The 19941-nt window shown below is 44.4% G+C and carries 16 protein-coding genes; 6 read left to right on the forward strand and 10 right to left on the reverse strand.

Annotated features, from left to right (window positions below; genetic code table 11):
- Positions 1 to 390: 390 nt before the first annotated feature.
- The 4 genes from HMPREF9446_RS00005 (at position 391) to gcvT (ending at position 6701) form a co-directional block, all read left to right on the forward strand.
- The gene (locus tag HMPREF9446_RS00005) at positions 391 to 2553 is read left to right on the forward strand and encodes a glycoside hydrolase family 97 protein (RefSeq protein ID WP_009123386.1); all 2163 of its coding nucleotides are present in this window, start codon (positions 391 to 393) and stop codon (positions 2551 to 2553) included.
- A gap of 156 nt (positions 2554 to 2709) precedes the next feature.
- On the forward strand, positions 2710 to 4119 hold the full coding sequence (locus HMPREF9446_RS00010) for an amidophosphoribosyltransferase (RefSeq protein WP_009123387.1): 1410 nt from the start codon (positions 2710 to 2712) through the stop codon (positions 4117 to 4119).
- A 238-nt stretch (positions 4120 to 4357) separates the two neighbouring features.
- A complete protein-coding gene (pepT, locus tag HMPREF9446_RS00015) occupies positions 4358 to 5581 on the forward strand; it encodes a peptidase T (protein ID WP_009123388.1) in 1224 nt (407 codons plus the stop codon).
- Positions 5582 to 5615: 34 nt separating this feature from the next.
- The gene (gene gcvT, locus HMPREF9446_RS00020) at positions 5616 to 6701 is read left to right on the forward strand and encodes a glycine cleavage system aminomethyltransferase GcvT (protein ID WP_009123389.1); all 1086 of its coding nucleotides are present in this window, start codon (positions 5616 to 5618) and stop codon (positions 6699 to 6701) included.
- A gap of 120 nt (positions 6702 to 6821) precedes the next feature.
- On the opposite strand, the gene HMPREF9446_RS00025 is transcribed toward gcvT, so the two are convergent.
- Together HMPREF9446_RS00025 and HMPREF9446_RS00030 are read right to left on the reverse strand one after the other, a co-directional pair.
- Complete coding sequence (locus HMPREF9446_RS00025; protein ID WP_009123390.1) at positions 6822 to 8342, reverse strand: M48 family metallopeptidase; 1521 nt, start codon at positions 8340 to 8342, stop codon at positions 6822 to 6824.
- A 153-nt stretch (positions 8343 to 8495) separates the two neighbouring features.
- Positions 8496 to 8747, reverse strand: a complete 252-nt coding sequence (locus HMPREF9446_RS00030; protein ID WP_005835945.1) for a type B 50S ribosomal protein L31 — start codon at positions 8745 to 8747, stop codon at positions 8496 to 8498.
- 180 nt (positions 8748 to 8927) lie between these two features.
- Here HMPREF9446_RS00030 and HMPREF9446_RS00035 point away from each other — a divergent pair, with 180 nt between their 5' ends.
- Together HMPREF9446_RS00035 and HMPREF9446_RS00040 are read left to right on the forward strand one after the other, a co-directional pair.
- Complete coding sequence (locus HMPREF9446_RS00035; protein WP_009123392.1) at positions 8928 to 9941, forward strand: endonuclease/exonuclease/phosphatase family protein; 1014 nt, start codon at positions 8928 to 8930, stop codon at positions 9939 to 9941.
- 245 nt (positions 9942 to 10186) lie between these two features.
- Entirely contained in the window at positions 10187 to 11188 is a 1002-nt protein-coding gene (locus HMPREF9446_RS00040) for a class II fructose-bisphosphate aldolase (protein ID WP_009123393.1), read from the forward strand.
- A 173-nt stretch (positions 11189 to 11361) separates the two neighbouring features.
- On the opposite strand, the gene HMPREF9446_RS00045 is transcribed toward HMPREF9446_RS00040, so the two are convergent.
- From HMPREF9446_RS00045 to HMPREF9446_RS00080, 8 genes are all read right to left on the reverse strand, one after another.
- Positions 11362 to 13212 (reverse strand): glycoside hydrolase family 13 protein, encoded by a 1851-nt coding sequence (locus HMPREF9446_RS00045; protein ID WP_009123394.1) that lies wholly within the window; start codon positions 13210 to 13212, stop codon positions 11362 to 11364.
- A 120-nt stretch (positions 13213 to 13332) separates the two neighbouring features.
- Positions 13333 to 14661: a tetratricopeptide repeat protein gene (locus HMPREF9446_RS00050; RefSeq protein ID WP_039968136.1), complete on the reverse strand. Its 1329-nt coding sequence runs from the start codon at positions 14659 to 14661 to the stop codon at positions 13333 to 13335.
- A gap of 177 nt (positions 14662 to 14838) precedes the next feature.
- Entirely contained in the window at positions 14839 to 15999 is a 1161-nt protein-coding gene (locus tag HMPREF9446_RS00055; RefSeq protein WP_009123396.1) for a sodium ion-translocating decarboxylase subunit beta, read from the reverse strand.
- Position 16000: 1 nt separating this feature from the next.
- A complete protein-coding gene (locus tag HMPREF9446_RS00060) occupies positions 16001 to 16441 on the reverse strand; it encodes a biotin/lipoyl-containing protein (protein ID WP_009123397.1) in 441 nt (146 codons plus the stop codon).
- Between the two features lie 24 nt (positions 16442 to 16465).
- Positions 16466 to 17398 carry an OadG family transporter subunit gene (locus HMPREF9446_RS00065; protein ID WP_009123398.1) on the reverse strand — a complete coding sequence of 311 codons (933 nt, stop codon included), beginning with the start codon at positions 17396 to 17398 and terminating at the stop codon, positions 16466 to 16468.
- Between the two features lie 14 nt (positions 17399 to 17412).
- Positions 17413 to 18966 carry an acyl-CoA carboxylase subunit beta gene (locus HMPREF9446_RS00070; RefSeq protein ID WP_009123399.1) on the reverse strand — a complete coding sequence of 518 codons (1554 nt, stop codon included), beginning with the start codon at positions 18964 to 18966 and terminating at the stop codon, positions 17413 to 17415.
- Positions 18967 to 19020: 54 nt separating this feature from the next.
- Positions 19021 to 19434 carry a methylmalonyl-CoA epimerase gene (mce, locus tag HMPREF9446_RS00075; RefSeq protein WP_009123400.1) on the reverse strand — a complete coding sequence of 138 codons (414 nt, stop codon included), beginning with the start codon at positions 19432 to 19434 and terminating at the stop codon, positions 19021 to 19023.
- Positions 19435 to 19614: 180 nt separating this feature from the next.
- Complete coding sequence (locus HMPREF9446_RS00080) at positions 19615 to 19812, reverse strand: hypothetical protein (protein ID WP_009123401.1); 198 nt, start codon at positions 19810 to 19812, stop codon at positions 19615 to 19617.
- Positions 19813 to 19941 lie beyond the last annotated feature (129 nt).

A 19941-nucleotide genomic window follows, 5' to 3' on the forward strand; every position in this document is an offset into this window, starting at 1 on the left:
TTATATTTATAATAGTGTTGCGGAATTAAGGGTAAACAATGTTCTTTGTCTTTTATGGATAAAGAGAGAAAAAGGCTTTGGCAGCTGCTATATATCCCGGTTGCCGGATACCTGTTGGAAAATTCCAAGAAATTAATGAAAAAAGCTTTTGAAGTTAATAGAAAAGAGTAACGAAGCTAAGAGAAATCTCTGTTCGCAGTGTGCGAACAAACATTCGCAGCCTGCGAACACATATTCGCAGCGTACGAACGGATATTCGCAGCTTGCGAATAAAGTTTGATTTATGCAAACGTTTGCCGGTGAATGATTCATAATTTCATTTAATTGCTTCAGATGTTATCTCTTTCCTACCTATATTTGCATCACGATAATTATTTTATAAACAATAACATGAGAAACATGAAAGCAATCTGCACGAAACTGGCCTGCTTCCTGCTCGTCTTGTTTGTGGGCGGCATGGCAAAGGCGGAGAGTATTACTTCTCCCAATGGCCAACTTCAATTGAACTTTTCAGTAAATGCGCAAGGTGAACCTGTTTACGAACTTTCTTATAAGGGAAAGACGGTGATTAAACCATCCAAATTAGGACTGGAGTTGAAGAATGATCCGGGCTTGATGAATGGTTTTACACTGGCTGATGCCAAAACTTCCACATTTGATGAAACATGGGAACCGGTCTGGGGAGAAGTGAAGCAAATCCGCAACCACTACAACGAGTTGGCTGTGACCTTGAACCAGAAGGCGCAGGACCGTAATATCGTTATCCGTTTCCGCCTTTTCGACGATGGGCTGGGTTTCCGCTATGAGTTCCCTTTGCAAAAGAACTTGAACTATTTTGTTGTCAAGGAAGAACATTCTCAGTTTGCCATGACCGGCGATCATAAGGCATTTTGGATTCCGGGTGATTATGATACACAGGAATATGACTATACAGAATCCAGACTTTCTGAAATCCGCGGTTTGATGGAAGCTGCTATAACAGACAATGCTTCCCAAGCTCAGTTTTCACCGACGGGTGTGCAGACTTCCTTGCAAATGAAGACTGATGATGGTATCTACATCAATCTGCATGAAGCGGCTTTGGTGGATTATTCTTGTATGCACTTGAATCTGGATGATAAGAATCTTGTGTTCGAATCATGGCTGACGCCTGATGCAAGGGGAGACAAGGGATACCTGCAGGCACCCTGCAAGTCGCCGTGGCGTACTGTTATCGTCAGCGATGACGCTCGCGACATCCTGGCTTCTAAAATTACTTTAAACCTCAACGAACCCTGCGCTTATGAAGATGTATCTTGGATTAAGCCGGTAAAATATGTAGGTGTATGGTGGGAAATGATTGCAGGCAAGAGTACTTGGGCCTATACAGATGAACTTCCTTCCGTAAAGCTGGGCGAAACAGACTATTCCAAGATGAAACCTAACGGTCGTCATGGAGCCAACAATGAAAATGTAAAACGTTATATTGACTTTGCAGCTGCCAATGGGTTGGACCAAGTATTGGTGGAAGGCTGGAACGAAGGTTGGGAAGACTGGTTCGGCCATTCAAAAGACTATGTATTTGATTTTGTAACTCCGTATCCGGACTTTGACGTGAAGATGCTGAACGAGTATGCCAAGAGCAAAGGCGTGAAACTGATGATGCATCATGAAACTTCCTCCTCCGTACGGAATTATGAACGCCACATGGACAAAGCTTATCAGTTTATGGTTGATAACGGTTACAATGCTGTGAAGAGCGGCTATGTGGGTGATATCATTCCGCGTGGAGAACATCATTATGGTCAGTGGATGAACAACCACTACCTTTATGCAGTAAGAAAAGCTGCGGATTATAAGATCTGTGTCAATGGCCATGAAGCTGTACGTCCTACCGGATTGTGCCGTACTTATCCTAACCTGATTGGTAATGAGTCTGCCCGTGGAACCGAATATGAGGCTTTTGGCGGCAGCAAACCGTTCCATACCACTCTTCTTCCTTTCACCCGTCTCATCGGTGGTCCGATGGATTATACTCCGGGTATCTTTGATATCAAACTTGATTTTATGGGCGACTTGCCTCACGGACGTGTACAGACTACCTTGGCCAAGCAGTTGGCTTTATATGTCACTCTGTATAGCCCGCTGCAGATGGCTGCCGATTTGGTGGAGAATTATGAGAAGCACATGGATGCTTTCCAGTTCATTAAAGACGTGGCGGTAGATTGGGACGACAGCAAATATATCGAGGCGGAGCCGGGTGATTATATCACAGTAGCCCGTAAGGCTAAGGGGACGAACAATTGGTTTGTAGGTGGCATTACCGATGAAAATGCCCGTACGGCCAACTTTACGCTCGACTTCCTTGAACCGGGCAAGCAATATGTGGCTACTCTTTATGCTGACGGTAAGGATGCCGATTACCAGGGAGATCCGACTTCTTATCAGATTAAGAAGGGTATAGTAACCAGCAAGACTAAGATGTCCGTTAAGGAAGCCCGCAGCGGTGGCTTTGCTTTAAGTCTGATTGAAGCGACTCCGGCTGATAAGAAGGTTGTAAAAAAATGGAGATGATTAGGGTAAAAAGAGTTTTTATTAGGCATTAGTGGGTGTCCCGCAGGATTCATGTCTTGCGGGACATTTTTTTATTTATGGAATATGACGCTAACATAGAAACTTCTTTGTAACTTTGCACTCGTTAAAAAAATAACTAATTAACAAAAAGAATCTATGGGAGGTTTTTTCGGGACAGTCGCCAAAGCGAGTTGCGTGGCTGATTTGTTTTACGGCACAGATTATAATTCGCATTTAGGGACAAAACGTGGTGGTTTGGCAACGTATGATGCAGAAAACGAACTGTTTACTCGTTCTATCCATAATTTGGAAAGTACTTATTTTCGTACGAAATTTGAAGATGAACTGGATAAGTTCAAAGGAAATTCCGGTATAGGAATTATCAGTGATACAGATCCCCAACCGCTCATATTGAATTCTCACCTCGGACGTTTTGCCATCGTAACTGTGGCCAAGATCATGAATCTGCAGGAACTGGAAGATGAATTGCTGTCCCAGAATATGCATTTCGGCGAACTTAGCTCAGGAAAAACCAATCAGACAGAACTTATCGCACTGCTCCTTATACAAGGCAAGAACTTTGTGGAGGGGATTGAAAATGTATATAAACATATCAAAGGCTCCTGTTCCATGTTGCTGCTTACGGAAGACGGTATCATTGCCGCACGTGACAAGTGGGGGCGTACACCGGTAGTGTTGGGTAAAAAAGATGGTGCGTATGCTGCTACAAGCGAATCGAGCAGTTTCCCGAATTTAGGTTACGAGATAGAGAGGTATCTTGGGCCGGGGGAAATCGTCCGCTTGACTTCTGACGGAGTGGAACAGATGCGCAAACCCAATGAGGAAATGCAAATTTGTTCGTTCTTGTGGGTATATTACGGTTTCCCGACTTCATGTTATGAAGGCAAGAATGTGGAAGAGGTGCGTTTTACATCCGGTTTCAAGATGGCGCAGACGGATAACTCGGAAGTGGATTGTGCTTGTGGCATTCCGGACTCCGGTGTAGGCATGGCGTTAGGATATGCTGAAGGAAAAGGGGTGCCTTATCATCGTGCCATCTCTAAATATACTCCTACCTGGCCGCGCAGCTTTACTCCCAGCAAGCAGGAGATGCGTTCATTGGTGGCTAAGATGAAGCTGATACCCAACCGCGCCTTGTTGGAGGGCAAGCGTTTGTTATTCTGCGATGACTCTATTGTCCGTGGTACGCAGTTGCGGGATAATGTAAAAGTGTTGTATGAATATGGTGCCAAGGAAGTGCATATCCGCATTGCGTGTCCTCCGCTGATTTATAGCTGTCCCTTTGTCGGCTTTACTGCCTCTAAAGGAGATTTGGAATTGATTACCCGCCGGGTGATTAAGGAACTGGAAGGTGATGAAAACAAGGATTTGGACAAGTATGCCACTACCGGCTCGCCGCAGTATGAAAGAATGGTGGAAGTTATCCGGGAGCGTTTCGGGCTTTCTTCGTTGAAGTTTAACACATTGGAGACATTGATAGAAGCCATTGGATTGCCTAAGTGTAAGATCTGTACGCATTGTTTTGACGGTAGTAGCCATTTCTAATTGACAAATAGTCGTTAACGAATAAAAAAGGGGTGTGAATTGCTTGGCAGTTCACACCCCTTTTTTTATCTTTACAGCAATTAAATGCTAATTTAGCGAAGCAGGACTTCGCTAAAAATGAAAGGATTAAAATGGAGGTATTCTTGATGACTTGTCATCAGCCTGTTATATGGCTGTTTTTATTCTTTCATTCTTTAATTATTAATTTCGCGTTCCGCGCGGCTAAATTATAAATTATATGACTTTAGTAGAACGTTTTTTAAAGTATGTAAGCTTCGATACTCAGTCGAATGAAGAAAGCGGAGTGACTCCGAGTACTCCGGGACAAATGGTGTTTGCCAAATTTCTGAAAGAGGAGTTGGAGTCTTTGGGGTTGGAGGAAATTTCGTTGGATGAAAATGGCTATTTATTTGCTACTCTTCCGGCCAATACAGATAAACCTTTGCCGACTGTCGGTTTTATTGCACACATGGATACAAGCCCCGATATGAGCGGAAAGGATGTAACTCCCCGTATTGTAGAAAATTATGATGGTAAAGATATCGTCCTTTGTGCTGAAGAGAACGTAGTATTGTCTCCTTCGCAATTTCCGGAACTGCTTGACCATACAGGTGAAGACTTGATTGTAACCAATGGTAAGACTTTGCTGGGGGCGGATGACAAGGCCGGTATTGCAGAGATAGTGTCGGCCGTGGTTTATCTGAAAGAACATCCCGAAATCAAGCATGGCAAAATCCGCGTAGGATTTAATCCGGATGAAGAAATCGGTCTGGGGGCTCATAAGTTCGATGTAGAACGGTTTGGCTGTGACTGGGCTTATACCATGGATGGCGGTGAGGTCGGTGAACTTGAATTTGAGAATTTCAATGCAGCTTCCGCCAAAATTACCTTTAAGGGGCGCAATGTGCATCCGGGTTACGCCAAGCATAAGATGATAAATTCCATGCGTGTAGCCAATCGTTTTATTTCTATGTTGCCCAGTCATGAAACTCCGGAACATACCGAAGGGTATGAGGGCTTCTATCATTTGATCAGTATCAACGGTGAGGTAGAGCAGACTGCTGTTTCCTATATTATCCGTGACCACGACCGTGCCCGTTTTGAAAGCCGCAAGAAAGAAATGGAGCATCTTGTCAGAAAGATTAATACTGAATATGGTGAGGGAACTGCCACTCTTGAACTTCGGGATCAATACTACAATATGCGTGAGCAGATTGAGCCGGTGATGCATATTATCGACACTGCGTTTGCTGCAATGAAAGCTGCCGGTGTTGAACCTCATGTAAAGGCTATCCGTGGTGGTACGGACGGTGCACAGCTTTCTTTTAAAGGCCTGCCTTGTCCCAATATCTTTGCCGGGGGGCTGAACTTCCACGGGCGTTATGAGTTTGTGCCCATCCAGAGCATGGAGAAGGCTATGAACGTCATCGTGAAAATTGCGGAACTTGTTGCTTGTAAATAACATCTAATTTATAATTCATAATTTAAAATCTACCATGAAAACCACTCCGTTTACAGAAAAACATATCTCGCTGGGTGCCAAAATGCATGAATTTGCGGGATATAATATGCCTATTGAATATTCTGGCATCATTGATGAACATCTGACCGTTTGCCAAGGCGTCGGTGTCTTTGACGTGTCACACATGGGCGAGTTTTGGGTAAAGGGTCCGAAGGCTTTGGACTTTTTGCAGAAAGTGACTTCCAATAATGTTGCCGCCCTTACTCCGGGCAAGGTGCAATATACTTGTTTCCCCAACGAGGACGGTGGTATTGTGGATGACCTTCTGGTGTATCATTATGAACCGGAAAAATATCTCCTTGTGGTGAACGCTTCCAATATTGAGAAGGATTGGAATTGGTGTGTTTCCCACAATACGGAGGGTGCCGAGCTGGAGAATGCTTCCGACCGTATGGCACAGCTTGCCGTGCAAGGTCCAAAAGCCATTCTTGCTTTGCAGAAACTGACTTCTATTGACCTCTCTGCGCTTCCTTATTATACATTTACTCATGGTGAATTTGCCGGAGAAAAGGATGTCATCATCTCGAATACCGGTTATACAGGTGCAGGGGGATTTGAACTTTATTTCTATCCGGAAGTAGCCATGAAGATATGGGATGCTGTATTCGAGGCTGGGGCGGAGTTTGGTATCAAGCCCATCGGCTTGGGAGCCCGCGATACGCTTCGTCTGGAAATGGGATTCTGTTTGTACGGTAATGACTTGGATGATACCACGTCGCCTATTGAGGCCGGTTTGGGATGGATTACCAAGTTTGTAGATGGCAAGAATTTTACGAACCGTCCGATGCTTGAGAAACAGAAAACGGAAGGGACAATCCGCAAACTGGTTGGTTTTGAGATGGTGGACCGTGGAATTCCCCGTCACGGTTATGAATTGTATAGTGCAGACGGTACGGCTATTGGGTCGGTGACTTCAGGTACGATGTCACCTGTCCGTAAAATAGGAATCGGTATGGGATATGTGAAGCCGGAATTCAGTAAGCCGGGTACGGAAATCTGTATAGATATGCGTGGGCGCAAGTTGAAAGCTGTAGTGGTAAAACCACCCTTCCGCAAGTAACCTGGTTCAGTGCTTTGCGCCAAAAATAGAAGAGTGAAAGAATGAAAAGAACATCATATCACGGATGTAACCTTTTCATTCTTTCACTCTTTTATTTTTAAGCTCATGTCTTGTGCGACTTTATATCCTGCTTACCCTTTCCAACATCTGATTGGCCCAGCCAATCTCTTTATTGGTCCATTCTTTTTCTTCTCCTTCCACCCCTTGTTCTTGATAGCGGGTAAGTAGGGTGAGATATTCTTTTAGGGTATCGGCGGCTTTAGCTTGCTTGTTCATACGCATTAGCAACAGGACCCTTTGCTTGTAGATGTCTAAATTAGGATTTTCACCGGCCATTTCCTGAGCTTTATCAAGCAGGGAAAGGCATCTGTTGTTGACCTCTTCAGAGTTGGATAGTGCCATTTCTGCCTTTACCAGTATAATGTAGTCATTGTCTGTGGCAAATCCGTTGCTTATGTTCTTGCGTATCAATTGGGCAGCTTCTTTGTAACGCTTGTTGGCAAAGTTCATGGCAGCGTTGAAAGTGACCACATCGCAAGTATTCCTCAAATAGGGACGGTTGCTTTGAGTTTCCGCTTTGCCTATTTTGTCTAGGCGTTTTGACAGATTCTCTATGCTTCCATATCGGTTGATGTCCTCTTTACGTTGATGTTGGTTATAGTAACCGAGGATTTTCTCCAAAGCAGATGCCAGTCCGTCAGGATTATATCCTTTGAATGTTAACAGTTCGCGGGCCAGCCGGTCTGATGTTACTTCTTGCCCGATTTTGTATTTCATACCCAGTCGGTCTATGGTAGGCATGCTTAATAAGGCAGTGATGTGGGCGATGTCGGCAACGAAACTGATTGCATAGGCGTTCCTGTCATCATCCCAATAAGCAATGTCAAGAGCCGCTTCGGCTGTAGCTGCAAATACAGTTCCCCAGAAGGCGGCACGTTTGGCGCGTCGTTCGGCACGATAAATATTATCCACTTGGTGGTCAAGTACATAGTGGGATAGCTCGTTTGCGATGATTGCGGCAAGCTCATCTTCGGAGTCAAGTGTACAAATAAGTCCGGTGCTGATAAGCATGGAACCGTTTGGAAGCATGAACGCATCCGGTTCGGCGGATTGGATGACACGTACGTTGAGGCTCTCGCCGCGATTAGGGTCAATAGTGGTAGCGTTTAGTTTGGCGAATACACTTTGTACATAAGAGGTGATGTAATCATCTTGATAGGCTATCTCATTTAACTTATCCAGGTAGTCGGTACATTCTTCATCAATTTCTTGACGTAACTTGTGTTTATAACCACGATTGTGGAAGTATTCATAAAGATGCCTTTTGAGATATACTTGTTGCCAGAACTCCCGGTCGGTTTCCGGGGTGGAGAGAGAGACGACATCCATTTCTTCTAAAGGAACACTTTCCTGCAGGCCGTTGATTTCGACGGCATAATAGATTCCGCTGTTATTGGTGGTCTGGTTCGTTTTTACCACGCGGCGAATAATGACAGGAGTACCTGCCGGTACCTTTTTGTACTCTCTGGTTAACTCGCCTTTGATGGCGATACTGCCGCTTAAATCTTTTTGCCTGGGTTTGGCAAATCCCGCTGCAATGACAAGAGTTGTCAGAATGAATAAGGTTACCAGTCGTTTCATATTTATTGGAGTTTATTATTGTCATGCTACAAAAATAGGAAAGAGTTTCCTTTCTTGCTTGTTTTTTCCCCTATTTGCCAATAGGAAAAACCCTATAAAAAAAGGGAATCTTCATAAAAAAGATTCCCTTCCTCCAGTACTTTGAATACTGAATTATTTCTTGCGGTTACCGTAACGGCTCATGAACTTGTCAACGCGGCCGGCAGTGTCAACCAATTTGGACTTACCGGTATAGAACGGGTGAGAAGTGCTGGAGATTTCCAACTTTACCAACGGATAAGTTTCACCTTCGAATTCGATAGTCTCTTTTGTGTTGCAAGTAGAACGAGACAAGAATACATCACCGTTTGACATATCTTTAAATACTACCGGGCGGTAATTTTCAGGATGAATACCTTTTTTCATTTCAATATTTGTTTTTAATTTATTATTTCGGTTACTATTTTGGTATTAAATAGTGTAATGGTCTTCTTTTTCAGAGCGCAAAGATAATGCATTTCTCTGAAATAGAAAAAATGTTTCATGAAAAAATAGGTTTATCCCGTTTTATTTCTGATTTTTGCATGGAATTAATCTCTTTAATTTATGAAAAAACTATTTATTCTATTCTCTTTCTGGCTCTGCATTGCGACTTTGGGGGCACAGAATACAGAACGGGAGCTGTATAGCGTTGCGTTCTACAATCTGGAAAATTTGTTTGATACCATTCATGATGCGGGCAAGAACGATTATGAATTTCTGCCTGACGGAAGCTATCATTGGACAGCCAAGAAATATGAGGCCAAGTTGCAGAATCTCTCTAGGGTTTTAGGGGCCTTGTCAAAGGAACTGGTACCCGAGGGACCGGCTTTTATAGGGGTTGCCGAAGTGGAAAACCGTAATGTATTGGTCGATCTGGTAAAGCAGCCTGCCATCTCCAAGTATGAATTTGTACATTATGAAGGCCCAGACAAACGTGGAATTGATTGTGCATTGCTTTATGATCCGGACCAATTTCGAGTAACCGCTTCTAAGTTGGTACTTTCTACGCCTTTTGAAGGAGATACGGTACATCTGACCCGGGGATTTCTGATAGTAGATGGTGAGTTGGCAGGTGAACGTGTCTGTGTGATAGTCAATCACTGGCCGTCACGTGGTGCCAAGACGCCGGTACGTGTACATGCCGCCAGACAGGTGAAAGCCTTGAAAGACTCCTTGATGTGTCAGGACAAAAAACTGAAGCTGATAGTCATGGGAGACATGAATGATGACCCCATGGATGAAAGTATGAAAGAATTGGGGGCACGCAAGTATATCAAAGAGGTAAAGAAGGGTGAGTTTTATAACCCATGGTGGGAAACCTTGGAAGATAAAGGAGTGGGAACCCTTCTATATCGGGGAAAATGGAACTTATTTGACCAGATTGTTATTTCAAAGCCTTTGCTAAAGGCAAAGAGGGGATTGCGGTATGACCATAATGAGGTCTTTATACGTGATTATCTTATTCAGCAAGATGGCAAATATAAAGGTTCTCCATTGCGTACACACGGTGGGCGGACTTGGCTGAACGGTTATAGTGACCATTTGCCGACGATTCTCTATTTGAAGAAAAGAAACTGATAGCTGCCGTAGTATATTTTTTAACAGGATTATAAGTAGATAAGTCCGCAAGGGACTCTTCCTTTTTATTCGTTTTTTGTAACATAGAGATTACAATCCTCTGTTAAATGAAGCGAACAGCTATGAAATAGAATGTATTTCGGCGGGTGATGCGGATATTTTATTCCTGTCGAGCCTTTTACTTTAAAGGATAATGCTTACTTTTGCGTAGAATTTTTATTCACTAACAATAAACTTTAAACAAAATGGTAAATTACAAAGATTTAGGATTGGTAAACACGAAAGAAATGTTTGCTAAGGCCATCAAAGGTGGATATGCTATTCCGGCATTCAACTTCAACAATATGGAACAGATGCAGGCTATCATCAAGGCTGCAGTTGAAACTAAATCTCCTGTGATTCTTCAGGTTTCTAAAGGTGCCCGTCAGTATGCCAATGCTACTTTGTTGCGTTATATGGCTCAGGGTGCTGTAGAATATGCTAAAGAATTAGGCTGCGCTCATCCGGAAATCGTTCTTCACCTTGATCATGGAGATACTTTTGAAACTTGCAAGTCTTGCATTGATTCCGGTTTCTCTTCAGTGATGATTGACGGTTCTCACCTTCCATACGAAGAAAATGTTGCTTTGACTAAGAAAGTGGTAGAATATGCTCACCAGTTCGATGTAACTGTAGAAGGTGAACTTGGTGTATTGGCCGGTGTAGAAGACGAAGTTTCTGCCGAACACCACACTTACACTGATCCTGAAGAAGTGATTGACTTCGCTACTCGCACAGGTTGCGATTCTTTGGCTATCTCAATCGGTACTTCTCACGGTGCTTACAAGTTTACTCCGGAACAATGTACTGTTGACCCTGTTACAGGCCACATGGTTCCTCCTCCCTTGGCATTCGAAGTATTGGATGCAGTTATGGAGAAACTTCCGGGATTCCCTATCGTTCTTCACGGCTCATCTTCAGTACCTCAGGAAGAAGTTGAGACTATCAACAAGTATGGTGGTGCTTTGAAGGCTGCTATCGGTATTCCCGAGGAATGGTTGCGTCAGGCTGCCAAGTCTGCTGTTTGCAAGATTAACATTGACTCAGACTCTCGTTTGGCTATGACTGCTGCTATCCGTAAGACATTTGCAGAAAAACCGGCTGAATTCGATCCGCGTAAATACTTGGGTCCGGCTCGTGACAACATGGAGAAATTGTACAAGCATAAAATCATCAATGTGCTGGGATCAGACAATAAGTTGGCTTAATAAGAGTTAGACTCTGATATATAAAAAGAGGTGTGTCAAAATTCACACCTCTTTTTTTATGCACAAGAAGGTGCATCGTGCATTACGACACACCTCCATTTTTTGCGGTTTACACAGCTAACTGCGTTGGCTTACACATATAAGTGTGTAGGCCGACGCAGTTAGATGTGTTTTTATAGTTCGATAACCAGTGATTCTCTGGGAGACATTTTCAGCTCTTCGCCGAATGAGATCAGCTTTCCACTAAGAACATCTTTTCCGCTTTTTGAATCTTTCAGTATTTCCTTGTAAAATTTCAAAGGCACTGTTGTTTCAGAGTCTGTTCCGTTCAGCATCACGAATACTGTTTTGCCTTCGTATTGGCGTGCATAAGCATATACGCCATTCTGCACCATAAACTGAGTCATGCTTCCTTTGGCAATGACATCGTTTCCTTTTCGCCAGTTCAATATGGTTTTGTAGAAGTTGTAGCAGTCATTCTGGATTTTGTTGCGTCCTTCGGCTGTAAGGGCAGTTTCTTTGTCGCCGGGCCAGCCGCCGGGGAAGTCTTTGCGGACATAACCGTCACTTTTGCTTTTCACACCGTTCATCATGATTTCTGTTCCGTAGTACAGTTGCGGAATGCGGCGGGTAGTAAGCAGCAGGGTAGAGGCTTGCTTCAGCATCGGCAAGTTATCTCCTTCTCCCAGAAAACGGTCGGTGTCATGGTTTTCGATGAATGCCAGGACAGAGGCCGGGTTGGGATAAAGGAAATCATATACAAAACTATTATATACGCGGTCCAGACCTTTAAACCAGGTTTCCGTTTGCTCAGTCTTGGCAGTGTTGATTTTGTCGAAGAAACTGAAGTCCATTACTGTTTTCAGGTTACTGTTCTTGGGAGCAGACAGTTTGGAGTCTTTCTGCCACCAGGCTGTATAGGCAGGCTCTACTACCCATGTTTCACCTACGGTGTTGTAGTTGGGATACTCTTCGTTCAGTTCTTTCATCCAGTTGCTCATGGCATCGTAGTCTGCATAAGGGTAGGTATCCATGCGGATGCCGTCGATATTGGCATACTCGATCCACCAGAAGCTGTTTTGAACCAGGTAGCGGTAAACGTGCGGATTCTTTTGGTTGAGATCCGGCATGGCGGTTACAAACCAACCGTCATTCATCTGGTCGAAGTCATATTGGGAGGTATAAGGATCAATGTGCGGAGTTAGTTTGAAAGAAGTCTGGACAAAGTTTTTCTCATGGTCGGGATTATTGAACCAATCTTTAGAAGGCATATCTTTGATCCATACATGTTCTACGCCACAATGGTTGAAAATCATATCCATTACAATCTTGATACCGCGTGCATGGGATTTTTCAATCAGTTGTTTGTATTCCTCATTGGTACCGAAGCGGGGATCCACCTTGTAATAATCGGTAGTGGCATATCCGTGATAGGAACCGCCGGTCATGTTGTTTTCCAATACCGGGGTAAACCAAAGGGCGGTAACACCGAGGTCGGAAAAGTAGTCGAGGTGTTGTCCGATGCCGGCTAAGTCACCGCCGTGACGGGCATTGGGATCGTTACGATCTACTTTGTATTCAGCCATTCCGGCAATCTGGTCATTGTCGGGATTGCCATTGGCAAAGCGGTCGGGCATTAACAGATACAGTGCGTCGGATGCGTCAAAACCTTTGTGCTCACAACCTTTCATGGCACGGGCTTTCAACTCATATTCCTTAACGAGTTTTTTCTTGCCTTCGGTGAAGGTTAAGGTCATTTTGCCCGGTTTCACGTTTTTATCCAGTTTAAGATAAACCAGCAGATAGTTGTTACTTTCCAGTTTGACTGTGCTGCTTAATGAAACGCCGGGGTAATTGACCGATACGGATGCGTTACCGATGCCTTCGCCATATACCATTAGTTGAAGTTCAGGATTTTGCATTCCGGTGTACCAGAAGGGAGGATCGATTTTGTTCACATTCATCGCTGCATACGTGCTAAGTGAGAGCATGATTGCTCCTAGAATAGAGAAAATTTTTTTCATGATAGTAACTTTTCGGTTATTTTATGTGTGCTAATTTAAAACAATTAGCGGAGAAACAAACCGTTTCCCCGCCGACTATACCTTATTATATTATGCAAACGTTTTCTGTAACCGGATAAATTATTCTTTTTCTATCTCGCCTTTGAAGAATTTTTCTTCTTTTCTTTTTTTTCTGATATCGTTCAGCCATGTTTCGGCGGCGTTATACCTGTTGTTTTCCCCGATGATGGGAATACCGTCTCCGTCCACTTCTTGTTCTTGCTTTTCTTTGGGGCGGGTGTTCAGGTAGGCTTCCAGACATTGTTCGGCTTTGGAGATGTTCTTCAGACGATAATAGTAGATGAAAGCGGCATCATAAAGTAGCTTATGTTTGTTCCGGTCATATTCTTTGTATTGTTCCAGAATAGCATTTGCCTGCTCTTTGTGCATGTTTGCCATTTTGTAGCAATCCGCTAATCCTACGTATAGGCGTGTCATGATACTGTCACTGGGCATGGCTATCTTAACAGCATTTTCCAGATGCATTACGCCTTCCTTTTTCCATGAGGTCTTGGAGCAGGCACGTCCCAGGTAATAGAGTACGTTGATATTGGTACCGTCATCCTTGAGCGCTCTTTCCAGCAAGTCATGTGCCGGGTAAAAGTCTTCGATGGCATAGTAGCTGATTCCTGCATAAAAGCAGGTCTGGAAGCTGCTGTCCTTTTCCTGCAGCAGTTGTTCGTATCTCTGTATGGCTTTTGTATAGTTTTTGTCCAGACAGTAAGCCTGTGCATTGACCCGGTTGACAAGGATGTTGGTGGAATCGATGGCGCGATATTTTTCAGTCGTTTCTATGGCATCCTCAAATTGGCCTCCGGCAACATAGATATTACCCAGTTTGGCGGCTGACAGATAGTCTTCAGGGTATCTTCTCTGTATGTCCTGATAAGCTTCTATTACCTGCATGATTTGGGTATTGTCGTAAACGTGTCCCATACTTTCAGCCCTGAGATGCAGCACGAAGGCAGAACTGTCTTTCTCGGCCAATGCATTGCTTTCTTGCAGGGATTCGTTGTATCTCTTCATGCTCATCAACATACTGATGTATTGCAGGCGTACATATTTATTGTCCGGATTCAGCTTTAATGCATTTTGGTAGTAAGTTAGTGCTTCCCAGTATTTGGCAAGAGACTTGCAGCATTCGGCAGCCTCAATATAGGCACGCGGGTTGAGTGAGTCCTGCATTGCGATTTCTTGAAATACCAGTAACGCTTTGCCGTTGTCTCCCAAGCCTTTTAAGGCTTTTCCCTTTTGGAACAGCAAAGGGACAGTAGGTATTTCCTGTTCAATAAGTGACAATGCGGTTTCGTAGTCATAATTGGCCATTGCTTCTTGAATAGGATTGGTGTTTTGTGCTGCCAATAAGGAACAACAAGCACTGAGACATAAGGAAATAATAAGTTTTCTCATACCGTATTAGCTTTTATTTCTCGTTAAACTGAGTGCAAGTTACTAAAAATACCGTGTTTACGAAAATATCGTAATTTATTTTGGATAGATTAACAAAAAAGCCCCTTCATATGGAAGGGGCTTTTACAACTGGTTGAAAACCTGTTCAGTCAGTTGTATGTAACATATACATTATATTTACATTAAGAATCCTAACAGGATACCGGCTGCTACAGCAGAACCGATTACGCCTGCCACATTCGGACCCATAGCATGCATCAATAAGTAATTGGTAGGATCGTATTCCAGACCTACTACTTGGGAGATACGTGCAGAATCGGGCACGGCAGATACACCGGCATTACCGATCAGCGGATTAATCTTATTGCCTTTCTTCAGGAAGAGATTGAATATCTTCACGAAGATTACACCGGAAGCAGTTGCGACGACGAATGAGAATGCGCCCAGACCGAAAATCCATAATGAGTCTGTGCTCAGGAACTCGGATGCTTGCGTGGAAGCACCTACGGTCAGACCCAGCAGGATGGTGATTGTATCAATCAGCGGACCGCTGGCCGTGTTGGCCAGACGACGGGTTACACCGCTTTCCTTCAACAGGTTACCGAAGAACAGCATACCCAGCAAAGGCAGGCCGGACGGAACGAGGAAGCAAGTGAGCAACAGACCGATAATCGGGAACATCACTTTTTCCGTATGAGAAACAACGCGCGGCGGTTTCATGCGGATAAGGCGTTCGTTCTTGCTGGTAAGCAGACGCATGATGGGCGGCTGTATTACCGGTACCAACGCCATGTAGGAATAGGCGGACACCGCGATTGCACCCATCAGGTTGGGAGCCAGCTTGGACGAAAGGAAGATAGCCGTCGGGCCGTCTGCACCACCGATGATGCCGATAGCTCCGGCTTGCATCGGATCGAATCCGATGGCTAAGGCTGTCATGTATGCGCCGAAAATACCGAATTGCGCGGCTGCGCCGACCAGCATCAGCTTCGGGTTCGAAATCAGGGCGGAGAAATCCGTCATGGCACCGATACCCAGGAATATGAGTGGCGGATACCAACCGGAAGTTACCCCTTGATACAGGATGTTGAGTACAGAACCTTCTTCGTAGATACCGACTTTCAATCCGGCTTCCATATTAAAAGGTATATTACCGATCAGCATACCGAAACCGATAGGTATCAGAAGCATCGGCTCAAATTCCTTGGCTACGGCCAAGTATATGAAAAACAAACCTACCAGAAGCATTACCACATGTCCTGCCGTTGCATTGGCAAAACCCGTATATGTCCAGAAGTCGGCAAGGTTGTTTCCTAAAAATGTGATGAATTCTCCCATATTATTCAATAATTACGAGGTCAGTACCTTCGAGAACCGAGTCTCCTTTGTTCACATTGATGGCTGTAATCTTGCCGTCTCTGTCGGCATTGATGCTGTTCTCCATTTTCATGGCTTCCAGGATTACGATAAGTTGTCCCTTCTTCACGCTGTCGCCTACGTTCACCTTGATGTCGAGGATGACGCCGGGAAGCGGGGATTTTACGCCGGACTTGCCGGCAGAAGCTGCTGCCGGGCGGTTGACTGTAGCAGCGGGCGCAGCAGCAGGTGCGGAACTTGCTACCGGGCGTACTACCGGCTTTATCGGTTCGGCTTTTGGCTTCTTCTCCATTTCAACCTTGTAGGAAGTACCGTTCACTTCTACGTGAGCGATGTTGTCTTCAATATCTCCGATGGCAACTTTATATACGTTGCCGTTAATTTTATATTTATATTCTTTCATCGTTTTAGCTTTATTATGGGTGACTTACTTTTTGTGGGGAGTCTCACGCAGCGTATAGATCTTTGAACTCCAAGGAGAATAACTGCGTTTTACGCGGGTAATGGTAAGTACGGTATCTTCCACATCGTGTACGTCGCTCTGGAATTCGTGCATAGCCATTGCGATAGCGGCGAATACCTCTCCGGGAGCTTGTCCCAGTTGTTTCTCTTTCGCTTCCTGTTTGTCGGTGATGCCTTTGGCTCTCATGGCATTGCGCTTGCTGAGGTTGACGGATATTTTACCTACAACCTTGAATGAGATATAAAGCAGTATCAATCCGCAGAAAACAACGCTCATGGCAGATATTGCCATACCTATACCTGCGCTGTCATGCTCCTCGAACTTTTCCATTTTGGCATTGCTGTCGATAGTCTTGTTGTTGGTGCTTGGAGTCACGTATTTGTCGCTGCTCTGTCCCTTCACTTCCCATTGGTCTGCAGCGTCACTGATACGCGCATACGACTGGTTAGCCTTCAGTGTACCGGCAGGCACTACAATCTGGTCAAGCAATTTCTTCCCGGAATCGTACAGGCCGATCCAGTTGGCATTTGAGGTATCCAGTTTGAAATTTGTGTGGAAAGTACCACGGTTAGGCTCTCCATCCGCCCAGAACAAGGCATGCTGACGGGGTTTTACCAAAGTCAGAACATCGCCTTTGGGAATAAAATAACTGAGAGTATCACCCGGTTGACTACTGAACTTCAGATAGCAACCTGCAAGGTCGGCACTACCGTATGATCTGTTGAATATTTCAATCCATGCGCTATGTACACCGTAGTCATCCTGAAAGTTGCTTTGATTGTCAATCAGCACCTCATTCAGTAATAACTTAGTATTTGATTTCCGGTCTCCACAAGAAGAGCAGAAGCCTAGTACCAGCATCAATGAAAGGAATATTCCGATTTTAGTTTTATTCATAAATTCAAGTTTTATTAGAGTGGAATATTACCATGCTTCTTAGCCGGATTACTTAATTTCTTAGTTTGCAACTGTTGCAGGGCACGGATGATGCGGAAACGTGTATTACGCGGTTCGATCACGTCATCGATGTAACCGTATTTAGCTGCATTATAAGGATTGGCAAACAGCTTGGTGTATTCGGCTTCCTTTTCGGCGAGGAATTGGGCCGGATTTTCCTGGTCCTTGGCTTCACGGGCATACAATACCTCTACGGCACCTGCACCACCCATTACGGCGATTTCGGCGGTAGGCCATGCATAGTTCATGTCACCACGGAGTTGTTTACAGCTCATCACAATGTGAGAACCGCCGTAAGACTTGCGCAGGGTAATGGTTACTTTGGGCACGGTAGCCTCACCGTAGGCATACAGCAATTTGGCGCCGTGCAGAATTACGCCATTGTATTCCTGTCCTGTGCCCGGCAGGAATCCCGGTACATCTACCAATGATACGATAGGAATGTTGAAAGCATCGCAGAAGCGGACAAAGCGTGCGCCTTTACGGGAGGCGTTGCTGTCAAGTACACCTGCCAGATATTTCGGCTGGTTGGCAACGATACCTACGGATTGTCCGTTGAAACGTGCGAAACCGATGATGATATTCTTGGAATAATCTTTCTGGATTTCAAGGAATTCACCGTTGTCAACAATGGCTCCGATGACTTCATACATGTCATACGGCTTGTTGGGATTGTCGGGAATGATCTCGTTCAGAGAATCTTCCAGACGGTCAATCGGGTCTGTACAATCTACGTAAGGAGCCTCTTCCAGATTGTTTTGCGGGATGTATCCCAAAAGCTTGCGGATAAGAGCCAAACCTTCTTCTTCTGTCTGGGCGGTAAAATGAGTGACACCCGATTTGGTAGAGTGAACGCTTGCGCCACCCAGGTTTTCCTGGCTGACGTCTTCGCCGGTCACGGTCTTCACCACTTTCGGGCCGGTGAGGAACATATAGGAAGTACCTTCCATCATCAAAGTGAAGTCCGTCAAAGCGGGAGAATAAACGGCACCGCCGGCACAAGGGCCGAAGATTCCGGAAATCTGCGGAATAACACCTGAAGCAAGGATATTGCGTTGGAAAATTTCAGCATATCCGGCCAAAGCGTTGATGCCTTCCTGGATGCGGGCGCCACCCGAGTCATTGATACCGATACAGGGAGCACCCATCTTCATGGCTTGATCCATGATCTTGCAAATCTTCAATGACATGGTTTCAGACAAAGAACCGGCAGAAACCGTAAAGTCTTGTGCAAAGATATAAACCAGACGACCTTCGATAGTACCGCAACCGGTCACTACACCGTCACCGGGATAGTGTTTCTTTTCCATGCCGAAGTTGGTACATCTGTGTTCAACGAACATGTCCATTTCCTCGAAACTGCCTTCGTCGAGCAGCATGGCAATGCGCTCGCGAGCTGTATATTTACCTTTCTCGTGTTGCTTGGCAATGGCTTTCTCACCACCACCGAGGCGTGCAGCGGCGCGGCGGTCGATAAGCTCTTTAATTTTCTCAAGTTGATTACTCATCTTTTTGGATTTATGATTTATAATTTATGATTTATGGCTTGGGAATTTGGAGATTTATGGTTTCTCGCAAAGTTCTGTCAATACGCCGAGTGTTGATTTCGGATGAAGGAATGCGATGTTCAACCCTTCTGCACCTTTACGGGGAGCTTTGTCGATAAGGCGTATGCCTTGTGCTTCCACCGTGGCAAGGGCATTAGCTACTCCGTCTTCAACAGCGAATGCTAAATGGTGCATACCTCCATTGCCATTGTTCTTTTCGATGAATTTGGCAATGGTACTTTCGGGAGAAGTCGGTTCCAGCAATTCGATTTTTACATCGCCAACCTTCAGAAAAGCTGTTCTTACTTTCTGATCCTCCACTGTCTCAATGTTGTAGCATTTCAAACCTAAAACGTTTTCATAATACGGAAGGGCTTCTTCAATGCTCTTGACGGCAATGCCCAGATGTTCAATGTGTGAAATCTTCATAACTATATTAATTAATATTGGTATTGAATCCTTTTTTCAAGCATAAAGCAGTACAAAGAAAGATATTTCTTCTAAAATAAAGAAATTTTTCGTCAATTAATTGTTTGATAAATGTAGCGGAAAAGTGTTTATCCTGTCAGATAGGGGGAAGTATGACATTGTAAACACGGCTTCTTTCATTTAAAAGTTGAATTCAGCGCTACAGGGAGTTTTTTCATATTTTGCCGTCACTCCGTCACTTTTGTCCTGCATCTCTCTGTTCATCGGCATTTGCGGAGTGACGGCAACCGTGTAGGCAAGTGACGGCAAATGGTTTGCCAGCACGCTTATTTGTTCTGGTTTTGTTACAAATACTTGTATCAACTTTATGATAATCATCTTTTTCCCTGTTTGTTTATTTTGCGTTTTCCATTGTGTGGAAATAACTTTTATTAACGTCGGTTTTAGCCCAATTTGGCACTTTACTATTCAAAAATCTCTTGTCTGATGACTGATTCTTGCATCCGG

Origin of the sequence: Bacteroides fluxus YIT 12057, assembly GCF_000195635.1 — a bacterium.
GTDB classification, from domain to species: domain Bacteria; phylum Bacteroidota; class Bacteroidia; order Bacteroidales; family Bacteroidaceae; genus Bacteroides; species Bacteroides fluxus.

Coding starts and splice junctions, on each gene's coding strand:
- HMPREF9446_RS00030 (WP_005835945.1), bottom strand. CDS start 8,747: ATGAAAAAAGGTATTCATCCTGAAAATTACCGCCCGGTAGTATTTAAA.
- HMPREF9446_RS00045 (WP_009123394.1), bottom strand. CDS start 13,212: ATGAAAAAAATTTTCTCTATTCTAGGAGCAATCATGCTCTCACTTAGC.
- HMPREF9446_RS00065 (WP_009123398.1), bottom strand. CDS start 17,398: ATGAATAAAACTAAAATCGGAATATTCCTTTCATTGATGCTGGTACTA.
- gcvT (WP_009123389.1), top strand. CDS start 5,616: ATGAAAACCACTCCGTTTACAGAAAAACATATCTCGCTGGGTGCCAAA.
- HMPREF9446_RS00040 (WP_009123393.1), top strand. CDS start 10,187: ATGGTAAATTACAAAGATTTAGGATTGGTAAACACGAAAGAAATGTTT.
- pepT (WP_009123388.1), top strand. CDS start 4,358: ATGACTTTAGTAGAACGTTTTTTAAAGTATGTAAGCTTCGATACTCAG.
- HMPREF9446_RS00010 (WP_009123387.1), top strand. CDS start 2,710: ATGGGAGGTTTTTTCGGGACAGTCGCCAAAGCGAGTTGCGTGGCTGAT.
- HMPREF9446_RS00055 (WP_009123396.1), bottom strand. CDS start 15,999: ATGGGAGAATTCATCACATTTTTAGGAAACAACCTTGCCGACTTCTGG.
- HMPREF9446_RS00080 (WP_009123401.1), bottom strand. CDS start 19,812: ATGATTATCATAAAGTTGATACAAGTATTTGTAACAAAACCAGAACAA.
- HMPREF9446_RS00005 (WP_009123386.1), top strand. CDS start 391: ATGAGAAACATGAAAGCAATCTGCACGAAACTGGCCTGCTTCCTGCTC.
- HMPREF9446_RS00050 (WP_039968136.1), bottom strand. CDS start 14,661: ATGAGAAAACTTATTATTTCCTTATGTCTCAGTGCTTGTTGTTCCTTA.
- HMPREF9446_RS00060 (WP_009123397.1), bottom strand. CDS start 16,441: ATGAAAGAATATAAATATAAAATTAACGGCAACGTATATAAAGTTGCC.
- HMPREF9446_RS00035 (WP_009123392.1), top strand. CDS start 8,928: ATGAAAAAACTATTTATTCTATTCTCTTTCTGGCTCTGCATTGCGACT.
- HMPREF9446_RS00070 (WP_009123399.1), bottom strand. CDS start 18,966: ATGAGTAATCAACTTGAGAAAATTAAAGAGCTTATCGACCGCCGCGCC.
- mce (WP_009123400.1), bottom strand. CDS start 19,434: ATGAAGATTTCACACATTGAACATCTGGGCATTGCCGTCAAGAGCATT.
- HMPREF9446_RS00025 (WP_009123390.1), bottom strand. CDS start 8,342: ATGAAACGACTGGTAACCTTATTCATTCTGACAACTCTTGTCATTGCA.